The sequence below is a fragment of the Saccharopolyspora sp. NPDC002686 genome (assembly GCF_040295745.1).
Taxonomy (GTDB): domain Bacteria; phylum Actinomycetota; class Actinomycetes; order Mycobacteriales; family Pseudonocardiaceae; genus Saccharopolyspora; species Saccharopolyspora oryzae.
Window position 1 is genome coordinate 1 of sequence record NZ_JBEOVY010000237.1, and the last position, 12,249, is coordinate 12,249.

Annotated in this window: 14 protein-coding genes; 8 read left to right on the forward strand and 6 right to left on the reverse strand. The window is 69.9% G+C overall.

Annotation, left to right across the window (positions count from 1 at the left end):
* Positions 1 to 76 precede the first annotated feature (76 nt).
* Positions 77 to 967 carry an ABC transporter substrate-binding protein gene (locus tag ABTZ89_RS26530; RefSeq protein ID WP_351049540.1) on the reverse strand — a complete coding sequence of 297 codons (891 nt, stop codon included), beginning with the start codon at positions 965 to 967 and terminating at the stop codon, positions 77 to 79.
* Between the two features lie 404 nt (positions 968 to 1,371).
* Here ABTZ89_RS26530 and ABTZ89_RS26535 point away from each other — a divergent pair, with 404 nt between their 5' ends.
* The 4 genes from ABTZ89_RS26535 (at position 1,372) to ABTZ89_RS26550 (ending at position 4,462) form a co-directional block, all read left to right on the forward strand.
* Positions 1,372 to 2,292 carry an amino acid ABC transporter permease gene (locus tag ABTZ89_RS26535; protein WP_351049543.1) on the forward strand — a complete coding sequence of 307 codons (921 nt, stop codon included), beginning with the start codon at positions 1,372 to 1,374 and terminating at the stop codon, positions 2,290 to 2,292.
* On the forward strand, positions 2,292 to 3,044 hold the full coding sequence (locus tag ABTZ89_RS26540; RefSeq protein ID WP_351049546.1) for an amino acid ABC transporter ATP-binding protein: 753 nt from the start codon (positions 2,292 to 2,294) through the stop codon (positions 3,042 to 3,044). Before ABTZ89_RS26535 ends, ABTZ89_RS26540 begins: the two co-directional genes overlap by 1 nt.
* 137 nt (positions 3,045 to 3,181) lie before the next feature.
* Positions 3,182 to 3,802, forward strand: a complete 621-nt coding sequence (locus ABTZ89_RS26545; protein ID WP_270951020.1) for a class I SAM-dependent DNA methyltransferase — start codon at positions 3,182 to 3,184, stop codon at positions 3,800 to 3,802.
* 60 nt (positions 3,803 to 3,862) lie between these two features.
* Positions 3,863 to 4,462 (forward strand): HAD family hydrolase, encoded by a 600-nt coding sequence (locus ABTZ89_RS26550; protein WP_351049549.1) that lies wholly within the window; start codon positions 3,863 to 3,865, stop codon positions 4,460 to 4,462.
* 30 nt (positions 4,463 to 4,492) lie between these two features.
* On the opposite strand, the gene ABTZ89_RS26555 is transcribed toward ABTZ89_RS26550, so the two are convergent.
* Together ABTZ89_RS26555 and ABTZ89_RS26560 are read right to left on the reverse strand one after the other, a co-directional pair.
* Entirely contained in the window at positions 4,493 to 5,068 is a 576-nt protein-coding gene (locus ABTZ89_RS26555; protein WP_270951018.1) for a TetR/AcrR family transcriptional regulator, read from the reverse strand.
* 10 nt (positions 5,069 to 5,078) lie between these two features.
* Positions 5,079 to 6,524, reverse strand: coding sequence for an MFS transporter (locus ABTZ89_RS26560; RefSeq protein WP_351049553.1), 1,446 nt, complete (start codon positions 6,522 to 6,524; stop codon positions 5,079 to 5,081).
* 183 nt (positions 6,525 to 6,707) lie between these two features.
* On the opposite strand from ABTZ89_RS26560, the gene ABTZ89_RS26565 reads away from it, so the two are divergent.
* The 3 genes from ABTZ89_RS26565 to ABTZ89_RS26575 are packed head-to-tail and all read left to right on the forward strand — an operon-like array spanning position 6,708 to position 8,765.
* On the forward strand, positions 6,708 to 7,178 hold the full coding sequence (locus tag ABTZ89_RS26565) for a MarR family winged helix-turn-helix transcriptional regulator (protein ID WP_351049556.1): 471 nt from the start codon (positions 6,708 to 6,710) through the stop codon (positions 7,176 to 7,178).
* Positions 7,175 to 7,984: an ABC transporter ATP-binding protein gene (locus ABTZ89_RS26570; protein WP_351049559.1), complete on the forward strand. Its 810-nt coding sequence runs from the start codon at positions 7,175 to 7,177 to the stop codon at positions 7,982 to 7,984. The genes ABTZ89_RS26565 and ABTZ89_RS26570 overlap by 4 nt, the downstream gene beginning before the upstream one ends.
* On the forward strand, positions 7,944 to 8,765 hold the full coding sequence (locus tag ABTZ89_RS26575) for an ABC transporter permease (RefSeq protein ID WP_351049562.1): 822 nt from the start codon (positions 7,944 to 7,946) through the stop codon (positions 8,763 to 8,765). The genes ABTZ89_RS26570 and ABTZ89_RS26575 overlap by 41 nt, the downstream gene beginning before the upstream one ends.
* Here the strand turns inward: ABTZ89_RS26575 and ABTZ89_RS26580 are convergent.
* From ABTZ89_RS26580 to ABTZ89_RS26590, 3 genes are all read right to left on the reverse strand, one after another.
* Positions 8,762 to 9,418, reverse strand: a complete 657-nt coding sequence (locus ABTZ89_RS26580; RefSeq protein WP_270951013.1) for a GntR family transcriptional regulator — start codon at positions 9,416 to 9,418, stop codon at positions 8,762 to 8,764. The genes ABTZ89_RS26575 and ABTZ89_RS26580 overlap by 4 nt on opposite strands.
* 70 nt (positions 9,419 to 9,488) lie before the next feature.
* The gene (locus ABTZ89_RS26585; protein ID WP_351049566.1) at positions 9,489 to 10,238 is read right to left on the reverse strand and encodes an ABC transporter permease; all 750 of its coding nucleotides are present in this window, start codon (positions 10,236 to 10,238) and stop codon (positions 9,489 to 9,491) included.
* A gap of 26 nt (positions 10,239 to 10,264) precedes the next feature.
* Positions 10,265 to 11,212, reverse strand: coding sequence for an ATP-binding cassette domain-containing protein (locus ABTZ89_RS26590; protein WP_351049569.1), 948 nt, complete (start codon positions 11,210 to 11,212; stop codon positions 10,265 to 10,267).
* Between the two features lie 303 nt (positions 11,213 to 11,515).
* Here ABTZ89_RS26590 and ABTZ89_RS26595 point away from each other — a divergent pair, with 303 nt between their 5' ends.
* Positions 11,516 to 12,169 carry a hypothetical protein gene (locus ABTZ89_RS26595; protein WP_351049572.1) on the forward strand — a complete coding sequence of 218 codons (654 nt, stop codon included), beginning with the start codon at positions 11,516 to 11,518 and terminating at the stop codon, positions 12,167 to 12,169.
* The last annotated feature ends 80 nt before the right edge of the window (positions 12,170 to 12,249 follow it).

The following is a 12,249-nucleotide window of genomic DNA, read 5'->3' on the forward strand; positions in this document are numbered from 1 at the left end:
TGGACGCATCGAAACCCCAGAACCGGGAGGAAATCCGATGAACGCCGAACTCCTGGACCGACACCCCACGTCGCGTTCAGCGCAGTTCCGGAGGGCTGATCTGCGAGCGCGGGATCGCCGACGGTTCGACACCCCACTTGCGCAGGATGCGCTGGTAGCTCCCGTCGGCGATCAGCTTGTCGACCGCCGCCTGCAGCGCGGGCGCCAGCGGTGAGCCCTTGGCCAGCGCGAATCCGACGTCCAGGCGGCGGAAGTCGTTGAGGTAGCGCAGGTTCGGCTGCTGCGACGTGGCGTGGTGCAGGCCGTTGATCGTGTTCATGACCACGTCGACCTTGCCCTGCTGCAAGGCCGAGTAGTTGGCGCTGCGCTCCTTGAACACCTGGACCTGGTACGGCGGGCGCCCGGCCTCCGCGCAACGGTGCTGCTGCGCGTTCAGGGTCGACTCGAACGTGGTGCCCGCGCCGGTGCCGATGGTCAGCCCGCACAGCTGCACGACGTCGGTGACCGGTGGGAGGTCGCTGTCGCGGCGGACCGCGAAGCCCTGGCCGTCGTCGACGTAGGTGACGAAGTCGATGGTCTTCTTGCGCTCCTCGGTGACGCCGAAGTTGCCGGTGCCGACCTGGAACTTGCCGCTGCCCAGCGCGGGCAGGATCGCCTCGAACGAAGCCTCCTGGCGCTCGACGCGCACGCCCAGCACGCGGCCCACCGCGTCGGCGATGTCGACGTCCAGGCCGACGGCGGTGGTGTTGTCCGGCAGGTAGAACGCGGCTGGCGGGCCGCCGATGGAGCTGCCGAACTTCAGCACTCCGGAGTCGCGCACCTCCGGCGGGAGCAGTGCGGCGATGGCTTCGTCCTTCGCGACCGGGGACACGACGTCGGCGGTGACGTCCAGTCCGGTCTGGTCAGGAGCGGGTGCGCAACCGGCGAGCAGTCCGGCGGCGGCGAGTGCGGTGACGGCTGTTCTCACGCGCGTGAGCATTCGGTGACGACCCTTCCGGGGAACGGCAACGGGTGTGGTGGTGGGGCCCGTGCGGGGAGGCGCCGGCTGAGCGGCCGGCGGCGCGAAGTCGGGAGCGTCAGCCGCGACAAGCGGCCGACCACACCAGGGCGAGGTCGATGTGGTTGCGCTTCACCAAACGCAGTTGCCTGGTCACGACCCGAGAATCGCCCGGTGCCGAACGGGGTGTCAACGCCGATCAACCTGTGGGACGTCCTTGACGGTCCGGTCGGGATCGATAGCGTGGACCTCGGTGGTGGGTGGTTCCCGCGCGGCGTTTCCCCTTTGTTTCAAGGCGGTTTCGGCATGTCGGTGAAGTCGGTCCGCCGAAATCCGCGCTCCCAGCGAAAATCGCAGTCCGACGGGAAGTCCTGATGACCAGATCCTCGCACCTCCAAGCGGTTCCGGAGGTCCGGACCGCCACGCCGACCGATCCGCCCCGGGCGGTCCCGACCCGACACCCCGGGAGGTGGATCGCCGCGTTCGCCGCGGTGGCGGTGCTGGCCGTGGTGGTCCACTCGATGGCCACGAACCCGAACTTCCAGTGGTCCGTGGTCGGTGCCCACTTCACCCTGCCCGCCGTGCTCAACGGCCTCTGGCTGACCTTGTGGCTGACCGCGGTCACGATGGTGCTCGGCTTCGCGCTGGGCGCGGTGCTGGCCGTGATGCGCCTGTCCGGAAATCCCGTGCTCAACGCTGTGAGCTGGCTCTACACCTGGCTCTTCCGCTCCATCCCGCTGCTGGTGCAGCTGCTGTTCTGGTTCAACATCGGCGCGCTCTACCCGACGGTGAGCTTCGGCCCGTGGTTCACGTTCGACACGGTCAACCTCATCGGCGGCACCGCGACCGCGGTGATCGGCCTGGTGCTGCACGAGGCCGCCTACGCCGGTGAGGTGGTGCGTGCCGGGATCCTGTCCGTCGACGCCGGGCAGACCGAGGCCGCGCAGTCGCTCGGCATGTCCCGGTTGCGGGTGCTGCGGCGGATCGTGCTGCCCCAGGCGATGCGGTCGATCATCCCGCCAGCGGGGAACATGCTGATCGGAACGCTCAAGAGCACGTCCATCGTCAGCGTCATCGCGGTCCACGACCTGCTGTACTCGGTGCAGCTGATCTACAACCGCAACTACCAGGTGATCCCGCTGCTGCTGGTGGCGACCGCCTGGTACCTCGTGGTGACCTCGATCCTCACCGCCGGCCAGTACTACGTCGAGCGCCACTACGCCCGCGGAGCGGAGCGCGAGCTGCCGCCGACACCCCTGCAACGGCTCCGGGCCGTGCTGAAGGGAGCCCGTTGATGCTGGAGATAAGCGGTCTGCACAAGAGCTTCGGTTCGACGCGGGTGCTCGGCGGGGTGGACCTGTCGGTGCGCCGGGGCGGGGTGACCTGCGTGATCGGGCCGTCCGGATCCGGGAAGAGCACGCTGCTGCGCTGCGTCAACCACCTGGAGAAGGTCGATGCGGGGCGGGTCGAGGTCGACGGCGAGCTGATCGGCTACCGCGAGTCCGGTGGTCGCCTGCACGAGCTCGGCGACCGCGCGGTCGCCCGCCAGCGCGCCCAGATCGGCATGGTGTTCCAGGACTTCAACCTGTTCGGCCACCTGACGGTGCTGCAGAACTTGGTCGAGGCGCCGATCGGGGTGCTCGGTCTGTCCAGGAAGGACGCTGAGGATCGAGCTCGGGACAAGCTGCGCCGAGTGGGCCTGGCCGAGCGCGAGAATGCCTACCCGCGGCAGCTTTCCGGCGGTCAGCAGCAGCGGATCGCCATCGCGCGGGCGCTGGCGATGGAACCGAAGTTGCTGCTGTTCGACGAGCCGACCAGCGCGCTGGACCCGGAACTGGTGGGGGAGGTGCTGGCGGTGCTGCGCGATCTCGCCGCCGCAGGGCACACGATGCTGGTGGTGACCCACGAGATCGGTTTCGCTCGCGAAGCAGCCGACGAGGTCGTGTTCCTCGATGGCGGCGAGGTGCTGGAATCCGGGCCGCCGGGCCAACTGCTCGACCGGCCCCGCGAGGCGAGGACCAGGGAGTTCCTGGATCACGTGCTGTGAGGGGAGATCCGCCGCTGACCTGCCCGAACAGCGCGCCGGAGGCGGAGGTTCGCGGCCGGTGGCTGTGATCTCGGTCGTACTCCCGGGGATCGGATCGTGCGAAGGTCGAGGTGATCCGAGCGGAAGGAGCGTCGACCATGACTGGCCGCAGCCCGAAGTTGCAGCGCGCGTACGACCTCAAGAGCAAGGAGGAAGCCGAAGCGGTCTACGACGAGTGGGCCGCCGAGTACGACGCGGACATGCTCGCCGGGATGGATTACGTCGCCCCGGCCAACGCCGCGAACCGCCTGGTCGACCTGGCCGGCGCGGACCTGGGCCCGGTCCTGGACGCGGGCTGCGGAACGGGCCTGGTCGGCAAGGTGCTGGCGTCCCGGTCGGTGGCGGTGATCGACGGCCTCGACCTGTCCCGGGGCATGCTCGACCAGGCCCGCGCGACCGGCGCCTACCGCAACCTGACCAAAGCAGACCTGACGAAGCGCCTGGACATCCCGGACAACACCTACGCGGCGGCGATCTGCGTCGGAACGATCACCGATGGCCACGTCGGCCCGGAGGTCTTCGACGAACTGGTCCGCGTGGTCCGCCCAGGAGGCCTGGTGGTCGCCACGGTCGCCCACGTCTGGGAGTCCCGCAAGGTCGGCGAATACCTGAACGGCCTGGTCGAAGCGGGCCGAATCCACCTCCGCGAAGCGGACGAGTGGGAGTCGGTCAACGGCGAGGACGTCCGCTGCAAGATCCCAGTCCTGGAAGTCCGCTGACCGGCACTGGTGCGCCTCCCGACATGCCCTCGCGTGTCGGGAGGCTGGCGGGGTGGGAGCATGATCGGCGTGCGGACGTTCGATGCGGTGCTGTGCGATCTCGATGGTGTACTTCGTCGGTGGGATCCAGCGATCATGCATGACGCTGAGCGCCACGGCGGCCTGCCGAAGGGGGCGCTGGCCGGCGCGGCGTTCGCCCCGGAACGCCTGAAACCCGCGATCACCGGAGCTCAAACCGACGAGCAGTGGCGCCAGGCCATCACCGCGGACCTGGCCGTGCTTTGCGGTGTCGAGACAGCACGCGCTGTTGTTGCCCAGTGGTCCGCGCCGGTCGGCGACTTCGTGGACGAGGTCGCGGAACTCCTCGCCGACCTGCGAGTGCCGGTCGTGCTGGTGTCCAATGCGACGACCAGGCTCGAGTCCGACCTGGCGGAGCTGGGCGTTCTCGACCTGTTCGACGCCGTGGTGAACAGCTCCAGCGTCGGCGCGGCCAAACCCGATCCGCGCATCTACCAGTTCGCCGCGGAACGGGCCGGAGCCGACGTCGATCGATGCCTGTTCATCGACGACACCCTGGAAAACGTCGCGGCCGCAAGTCATCTCGGCATGATCGGCGTGCACTACCAGGACCCGGACCAGCTCCGAGCTGCCCTCGGCTGAAGGGCGTTGGCCCAGCTGGCGAGCCGCGGCTCAGAGCGGGCCGTCGAGCCAGTTCTGGATCAGGGGCGCGGTGATGGCGACCAGGTTCTCCTTGGGTTCCGCGGTGATCGCCTCGGTTCGGAGGACCAGGCGGGAAGCCGCCAGGCCCATCAGGTGGCTGCAGACCAGTTCTGCTCGGAGCTGGGCGTCGGGGCCGGGGAGGCGTTCGGCCAGGCGGGTGAGCAGCTGGTGCTCGAAGTTCGCCCGGAACTGGGCTCCCGCCGGGCGGGAGGAGGTGAACACCGCTCGGAGCAGCGGGTCGCCCTGGGTCTGCTCGTGGTAGTCCAGCAAGGTGCGCACCAGGTGTTCGCCGAGCTGGGGGAGTTCGCAGTCGAGCAGCCGCTCGGCGTCCTGCTCGAAGCCCGAGGCTTCGGTGAACAGGTCCTCCTTGCTGCCGAAGTACTTCACCACCAGCGCGGCGCTCACCTCGGTGTCGGCCGCGATGTCGCGCAGCGTCACGTCGGCGTAGCCGCAGGAGGAGAAGCGGCGCCGGGCCGCCTTCAGGATCGCCTCGCGGGTCGCGCAGGCATCACGCCGCTGATCGTCGCCGACTGCCGGGCTGGACATGTCGATCAGGCTAGCGCGCCTGCCCGGTCGCGGTCGCCACCTGCGGGACAACGGGTGCGTACCGACGTGCGGACGGGGTGACCGCGGCGATCAGCGCGGCCAGCAGCGCCGCCGTGCCTGCGACGAGGAAGACCCAGGAGTAGGCCGTGACCGACGGGTACTCGACCCCGGAGATCTGCACCACCGACCCCGTCGTCAGCGCCACCACGATGGCGCTGCAGCTGGACGTGCCGATCGAGCGGGCCAGGGTGTTGAGGCTGTTCGCCGCGGCGGTCTCAGCCGGCGGTACCGCACGCATGATCAGCGTCGGCAGCGCGCCGTAGGCCAGCGCACCGCCGATCGCCACGATCGTCAGGTTGAACACCACCAGCGGCAGCGGGTCGTGCAGGAACGATCCGGCGAGGTTGCCCGCGGTCAGCACCGATCCGCCGAGGATCAGCGTGGTCCGCGGTCCGCGCCGCCGCGAGATCCGCGCCGACAGCGGGGAGAACACGCCCATCGCCCCGCCGATCGGCAGCAGCACCAGTCCGGTGACCACCAGCGACATCCCGAAGCCGTAGCCGGTGCCCACCGGGGCCTGCATGATCTGCGCGCCGACCATGAACCCGGCGAACATCGCCATCCCGATCAGCACGGAGGCGATGTTGGTCAGCAGCACCGCGGGGCGGGCCGAGACCCGCAGGTCCACCAGCGGGGACGGGGTGCGGAGTTCGTAGCCGCCCCACACGAGGAACAGGGCAGCGGCCGCGATGAGCAGGCCGAGCACCGGCGGACTGGTCCAGCCCCAGTCGTTGCCCTTGGAGATCGCCAGCAGCAGGCAGGTCAGGGCGGCCGAGAGCCCGAGCGCGCCGACGAAGTCGAACCGCCCGCCGCTGCGCAGTGCCGACTCCGGCACCACGAGGCGCACCAGCGCGAACTCGACGAGGCCGAAGAGGGCCGCACCGCCGAAGAGCCAGTGCCAGTTGAAGTTCTCGGCGACCACTCCGGTCACCGGGAGCCCGACCGCACCACCGATCCCGAGCGTCGCGCTCATCAGCGCCACCCCGGAGGTGATCCGCTCCTCCGGCAGCTCGTCGCGCATGATGCTGATGCCCAGCGGCACGACACCGATCGCCGCGCCTTGCAGCACCCGGCCGACCAGCACGGCACCGAAGTCGTCGCTGACCGCGCCGATGGCGCTGCCCAAGGACATGGCGGCCAGCGAGACCAGCAGCATCCGCCGCTTGCCGTACATGTCGCCGAGGCGGCCGAGCACCGGCGCGCACACCGCGCCCGCCACCAGCGTTGCGGTGACCAGCCACGCCGCGTTGGTGGGAGTGGTGTTGAGGAGCCTGGGGAACTCCGGCAGCAGCGGTACGACCAGGGTCTGCATCAGCGACACCGCGATGCCGCAGGAGGCGAGCACTCCGATGACGATCTTCGAACGTCGCTGGGATGCGGCCGTGGGGCTGCTCATCAGGCTCCTCGCTCTTCGGGTGAACTTGTGTTCACCAAGCAAGTGAACCTGTGTTCACCCCGTCCCACAAGGGTGCTTTGGATGGAATTTCCGGTGATGAATGGAAATTCGTCCGATTATTCATCCACTGTGGACGAGTTGATCAAGCTGGAAGTAGCTCTTAGTAAGAGGTACTTTGGGGCTATGAGCGATGCGGTGACGGTGGGCGACGAGCTGATGTCGGTGCTGGCCGGCCTGCGCCGACGGGTTCGCCGCAGGCTGCGGCCGGAAGCGTCCGGTCCGAAGCTGCGCGGCGCGCAGGTCGAGCTGCTGCGAGCCGTGGAGGACCAACCGGGTATCGGGGTGCGAGGGGCGGCGGAGGTGCTGCACTTGGCGCCCAACTCGGTCAGCACGCTGGTCAACCAGCTGGTCGCGATGGGAATGCTGGAACGGCACCCGGATCCCGATGACCGCCGCGCCGCGAAACTGCAGCTCACCGACCTCGCCGAGCACCGCCTGGCGTACTGGCGCGAGGCGCGTTCCGAGCTCGTCGGCGCCGGTGTCGCCCAGCTCCCGGAGGTCGATCAGGAGGCGTTGCGGCAGGCGCTGCCCGCGCTGCGCCAACTGCTGGCGAACCTGTCGGCCGACGAGCCGCCGGATCTGGAGGAGTCATGACCGAGGAACTCCCGGTGCGCTGCGAAGGGCTGCGCCACCGCTTCGGGGACACGGTGGCCGTCGACGGCGTGGACCTGCGCATCGTCGCGGGGGAGGTGTTCGGGCTGCTCGGCCCCAACGGGGCGGGCAAGACGACCACCATCCGCATGATCGCCACGCTGCTGCCCGCCGCGCCCGGCGCGATCGAGGTGTTCGGCGTCGACGTGAACCGCCGCAAGCTCGCCGCCCGCCGGTTGATCGGCTACGTGCCCCAGCAGCTCTCGGCCGACTCCGCGCTCACCGGCCGCGAGAACGTCGAGCTGTTCGCCCGGCTCTTCGACGTCCCGAGGGCGCAGCGGCGCGATGCGGTCGACGCGGCGCTGCGCTCGGTGGGCCTGGACGACGTCGCGGAGCGGACCGCGGCCACCTACTCCGGCGGCATGGTCCGCCGCCTGGAACTGGCCCTAGCGCTGGTCAGCGCGCCGAGGCTGCTGGTGCTGGACGAGCCGACGATCGGCCTGGACCCGATCGCCCGCGCGGGCGTGTGGGAGCGCATCGACGAGGTGCGGGCGGCCACCGGGATGACGGTGCTGGTCACCACGCACTACATGGAGGAGGCCGACCGCCAGTGCGACCGGGTCGCGCTGATGCACCGCGGCCGGATCCACCGCGAAGGAACACCGCTGGAGCTGCGCACCGAGGTCGGGCCGGAGGCGACGCTGGAAGACGCCTTCCGCGCGGTGACCGGCGACGCGCTGGGCGAGAGCACGGGGGAGGGGATGCGCGATGTCCGTGCAGCACGCCGGGTCGCACGTCGTGTCGGTTGAGCCGCTGCGACGTGGACCGATCGGGCTGATGGCGTCCCGGATCGGGACGATGTGCCTGGTCGAGCTGCAGAAGCTGCGCCACGACCGCACCGAGCTGATCACCCGGGCCATCCAGCCCGCCCTGTGGCTGGTCATCTTCGGCGAGACGTTCAACCGCCTGCGGGTGATCCCGACCGGCGACGTGCCGTACCTGGACTACCTGGCACCGGGCATCCTGGCGCAGTCGGCGCTGTTCGTCGCGATCTTCTACGGCATCCAGATCATCTGGGAGCGCGACGCCGGGGTCCTGGCGAAACTGCTGGTCACCCCGACGCCTCGGGTGGCGATCGTGAGCGGCAAGGCCTTCGCAGCCGGCGTGCGCGCGCTCGCGCAGGCGCTGGTGGTGCTGGTGCTGGCCGCGCTGCTCGGCGTGTCGATGACGGCGAACCCGCTGCGGCTGCTGGGCGTGGTCGTGGCAGTGCTGCTGGGGTCGGCGTTCTTCTGCTGCCTGTCGATCACCATCGCCGGGCTGGTGCTCTCGCGGGACCGGCTGATGGGCATCGGGCAGGCGATCACCATGCCGCTGTTCTTCGGTTCCAACGCGCTGTACCCGGTGGAGCTGATGCCGGGCTGGCTGCAGGCGGTCAACCGGGTCAACCCGCTGGGCTACGAGGTGGACGCGCTGCGCGGACTGCTGCTCGGCCTGCCCGCGAACCTGCTGCTGGACTTCGGCGTGCTGGTGGTGGCCGCCGTCGCGATGATCTGCATCGCCTCGGCGCTGCTGGCCAGGCTCGCCCGCTAGAGCATCCGCTCCAGCACCATCCGCTGGCTGGACAGGACGTGCTGCTTGGCCACCTCGGCCGCCCGGTCGGCGTCGCCGGCGCTGATCGCGGCCTGGATGGCCTCGTGCTCGCGGCACACCCGCTCGGGCTCGAGGTTCATCCGGAACAGCCAGGCGAGCCTGCCGTGCAGCGGCTCGAGCATCGACGCCAGCAGGTCGTTGCCCGACAGGTCCACCAGCTTCTCGTGGAAGGCCTCGTTGGCGTTGGACATCTGATCTATGTCACCGGATTCGAGCGCCGCGCGGGACCGCTGCGCCAGTTCGGCCATCACCTCGACGTCACCGGGTTCGGCCCGCTCGGCGGCCAGGCGGGCGGCGTAGACCTCCAGCGCCTCGCGCACCTCGAACAGCTCCTTGGCCTGCTGGCGGTCGAGCCCGCGGACGAACACACCGCGGCGGCCGGGCGGCACGTCGACGAAGCCCTCGCTCTGCAGCATCCGGATCGCCTCGCGCACCGGAACGCGGGAAATCCCCAGCTCAACGGCGAGGTCCTGCTCGAAGATCCGGTCGCCGGGCAGCAGCCTGCCGGAGGCGATCCGGGCCTGCAGCTCCTGGCGCACCTGCTCGCGCAGGGGCACACGAGGCTCTGCGGCTCGTTCTCCGGTGACCGACACGGTGCCTCCTCGTCGCTGGCTGCCGCCCCACCCTAAGTCAGCGACCGGCCCGAGCGGCAGCCTTTCGCGATCAGATCCCGCGCTTTACGGCCCGAGTGCCCACCACCAGACCGATCGCGGCCAGTCCTACGGCGGCGAGGCCACCGGCGAGCACCGACGGGTCCAGGAGCTGCCCGGAGAACAGCGCCCGGGCGGCGTCGGCGATGTGCGAGACCGGGTTGATCCGCGAGACCACCTGCAACCAGCCCGGCCCGGCATCCATCGGCAGCAGCACGCCGGACAGCAGCATCAGCGGGAACAGGACGAGCTGGGTGACCGCGTAGAACAGCTCCCCGCCGGGGTGCGCGGCGATGGCCAGCACGTAGGACAACGACCCCAGGCCCACGCCGAACACCAGCAGCAACGCCAGTCCGGCGAGGACGCCGACCGGGTGCAGCTGGAAGCCGAGCGGCACCGACAGCGCGATCAGCAGCACGGCCTGCACCAGCAGCAGGGCGAACTCCTTGAGGGTGCGCCCGACGAGCATCGCCGAGCGGTTCAGCGGGGTCACCAGCATCCGCTCCATCGAGCCGCTGCCCAGCTCGACCAGCAGGTTGTACCCGGCCATCATGGGCCCGAACAGGCACATCATCACCAGGATGCCGGGCACGAACCACTGCCACGGCGAGGCCTCGAAGCCCGGGGTGCCGGCCAGCAGCGGCCCGAACAGGAACAGGAACAGCAGCGGCTGCGCCATGCTGAACAGGATCGCCGTCGGCTCCCGCAGGCTCGGCGTGATCTCCCGCTGGAAAACCGTTGCGGTGTCGCGGAAGAAGGTCATCGGTCGGTCCTTTCCCGGGTGGGTGGTCATGACTGGGTCTCGCGCAGGCTTCGACCGGTAAGCGCGAGGAATACGTCGTCCAAGGTGGGGCGCGCGGTTTCGGCCGCGATGGCCTTGATCCCCCTGTCCTCCAGGGCGCGCAGGTACTCCGGCAGGGCGGTGTCGGCGCGCGGGACGCGGACGCGGATCGAGCGGTCCTCGACGGTCACCGCGTCGGTCATGCGCTCGGCAGTCTCGGCGGCTGCTGCCACGTCCGGCTGTGCGACGGTGATCGTGATGCGGTCGCCGGCGAGGTCGGCTTTGAGCTGGCCGGGGGTGCCGTCGGCGATGACCCGGCCCTCGTCGACGACCACGACCCGCTCGGCCATGGTGTCGGCCTCGTCGAGGTAGTGGGTGGTGAACAGCAGCGTGGTGCGGTGCTCCTCGCGCAGCCGCAGCACGTGCTCCCAGATGTTGGCGCGGCTGTGCGGGTCCAGGCCGGTGGAGGGTTCGTCGAGGAACAGCAGTTCCGGCCGGTTCACCAGGCCCATCGCGATGTCCAGGCGGCGGCGCTGGCCGCCGGAGAGGGTGCCGGGCTTGCGGTCGGCCAGCGCGGTCAGGTCGAGCAGCTCCAGGACTTCGCCGGCGCGGCGCCGGGCGTCGTGGCGGGACATGCCGTAGCTGCGGCCCTGGGTGATCAGCTCGTCGCGGGCCCGGTAGTTCTCGCCGGCGCTGTTCTTCTGCCCCACGTAGCCGATGCGGGCGCGGACGGCCGCGGGCTCGGTGCGGATGTCGTGCCCTGCCACGGTGGCGGTGCCCGAGGTGGGCGGCAGCAGCGTGGTGAGCATCCGCAGGCTGGTCGACTTCCCCGCGCCGTTGGGGCCGAGGAAGGCCACCAGCTGGCCGGGTTCCACGTCGAGGTCCAGGCCGCGGACGGCCTCGACGGGGTGGCGCTTGACGGTGAACCGGCGGGTCAGACCGCGGGCACGGATCATCGACGACTCCTAGCTGGTCGATCGCCCGCCGAATGCGGGCACGACGAAGAAACCCCAGTTCAGGGGTGGTTTCGGGAGAGCTCGATCTTGCCCCGGGAGGGGGTCGTCGGTCAAACGTGAACAGCGCGTTCATGTTTGCTCTGACCTGCGAAAACGCTGTTCGGCGGGGGCTCCGGAATGGCATCGGGATTCGGCGGATTCGCAGTTCAGCGGCGATCCGGGAGGAATCCGGGAGAAAATTCGCTGTGAACCTCGGGTTTACAAGGTGTACTGTGAACCTCAGGTTCACAAGGAGGTCGGAAGATGGACGAGGTCGGGCGGTTGGTGCGGCGGTTGGCCGAGGCGGCGCCGGTCGAAGTGGTCGACCCGGGCGCCAAGCTCAGCGACGTCGGCGACGAGCAGGAGCGGCGGTTGCGCTCGCTGGGCAGGTTCCGGGCGGCGCTGGACGTCGAGGACCAGGTGGCGGAGGCCGCGATGCGGCAGACCGCGGAGGCGGCGGAGGAATCAGTGTGGCTGGGCGCGAGCTTGGCCGATCTGAGCGCGGTCACCGGGCGCACCCGGCAGGCGGCTCGCAAGCGCTGGCCGGAGCTCGGCGACGTGTACCGCCGCCGCAAGTGGCTCGGCAACCACGTCGAGGACATCTCCTACATGGCCGGGCTCCTGGCGTCCCACGCCGACGACCTGGTCCCCACCCGCGGCCACGGCACGTTCATGAAGCTGGTCCGCCGGCTCCGCGAAGGAATCCAGCGCTGCGAAGCCGATTTCGCCGCGGACGCCCGGTCCGACGAGCACCCGGCGGCCCGCTGGCGGGACCTGGACGACCTGGTCAACGTGACCCTGCGCGGAGTCATCGAAACCGCGGGCAAACCGAAAACCCCGGAGGCGGACTTCGCCCTCCACGGGGCCACCGGAGTCCTCGGCTACTACGACCACGCCACCAAACCCGACGACGCCTGACCCGTCCCGCCGCCGTGCGGAGACGCAAATTCAATGGAAATCGGACGTCTGATTTCCATTGAAGTTGCGGGAATCCCGAC

Bases quoted from the DNA above. Each gene is read 5' to 3' on its own strand.
- ABTZ89_RS26535 (WP_351049543.1), top strand. From the start codon at position 1,372: ATGACCAGATCCTCGCACCTCCAAGCGGTTCCGGAGGTCCGGACCGCC.
- ABTZ89_RS26540 (WP_351049546.1), top strand. From the start codon at position 2,292: ATGCTGGAGATAAGCGGTCTGCACAAGAGCTTCGGTTCGACGCGGGTG.
- ABTZ89_RS26545 (WP_270951020.1), top strand. From the start codon at position 3,182: ATGACTGGCCGCAGCCCGAAGTTGCAGCGCGCGTACGACCTCAAGAGC.
- ABTZ89_RS26550 (WP_351049549.1), top strand. From the start codon at position 3,863: ATGATCGGCGTGCGGACGTTCGATGCGGTGCTGTGCGATCTCGATGGT.
- ABTZ89_RS26555 (WP_270951018.1), bottom strand. From the start codon at position 5,068: ATGTCCAGCCCGGCAGTCGGCGACGATCAGCGGCGTGATGCCTGCGCG.
- ABTZ89_RS26560 (WP_351049553.1), bottom strand. From the start codon at position 6,524: ATGAGCAGCCCCACGGCCGCATCCCAGCGACGTTCGAAGATCGTCATC.
- ABTZ89_RS26565 (WP_351049556.1), top strand. From the start codon at position 6,708: ATGAGCGATGCGGTGACGGTGGGCGACGAGCTGATGTCGGTGCTGGCC.
- ABTZ89_RS26570 (WP_351049559.1), top strand. From the start codon at position 7,175: ATGACCGAGGAACTCCCGGTGCGCTGCGAAGGGCTGCGCCACCGCTTC.
- ABTZ89_RS26575 (WP_351049562.1), top strand. From the start codon at position 7,944: ATGTCCGTGCAGCACGCCGGGTCGCACGTCGTGTCGGTTGAGCCGCTG.
- ABTZ89_RS26585 (WP_351049566.1), bottom strand. From the start codon at position 10,238: ATGACCTTCTTCCGCGACACCGCAACGGTTTTCCAGCGGGAGATCACG.
- ABTZ89_RS26590 (WP_351049569.1), bottom strand. From the start codon at position 11,212: ATGATCCGTGCCCGCGGTCTGACCCGCCGGTTCACCGTCAAGCGCCAC.
- ABTZ89_RS26595 (WP_351049572.1), top strand. From the start codon at position 11,516: ATGGACGAGGTCGGGCGGTTGGTGCGGCGGTTGGCCGAGGCGGCGCCG.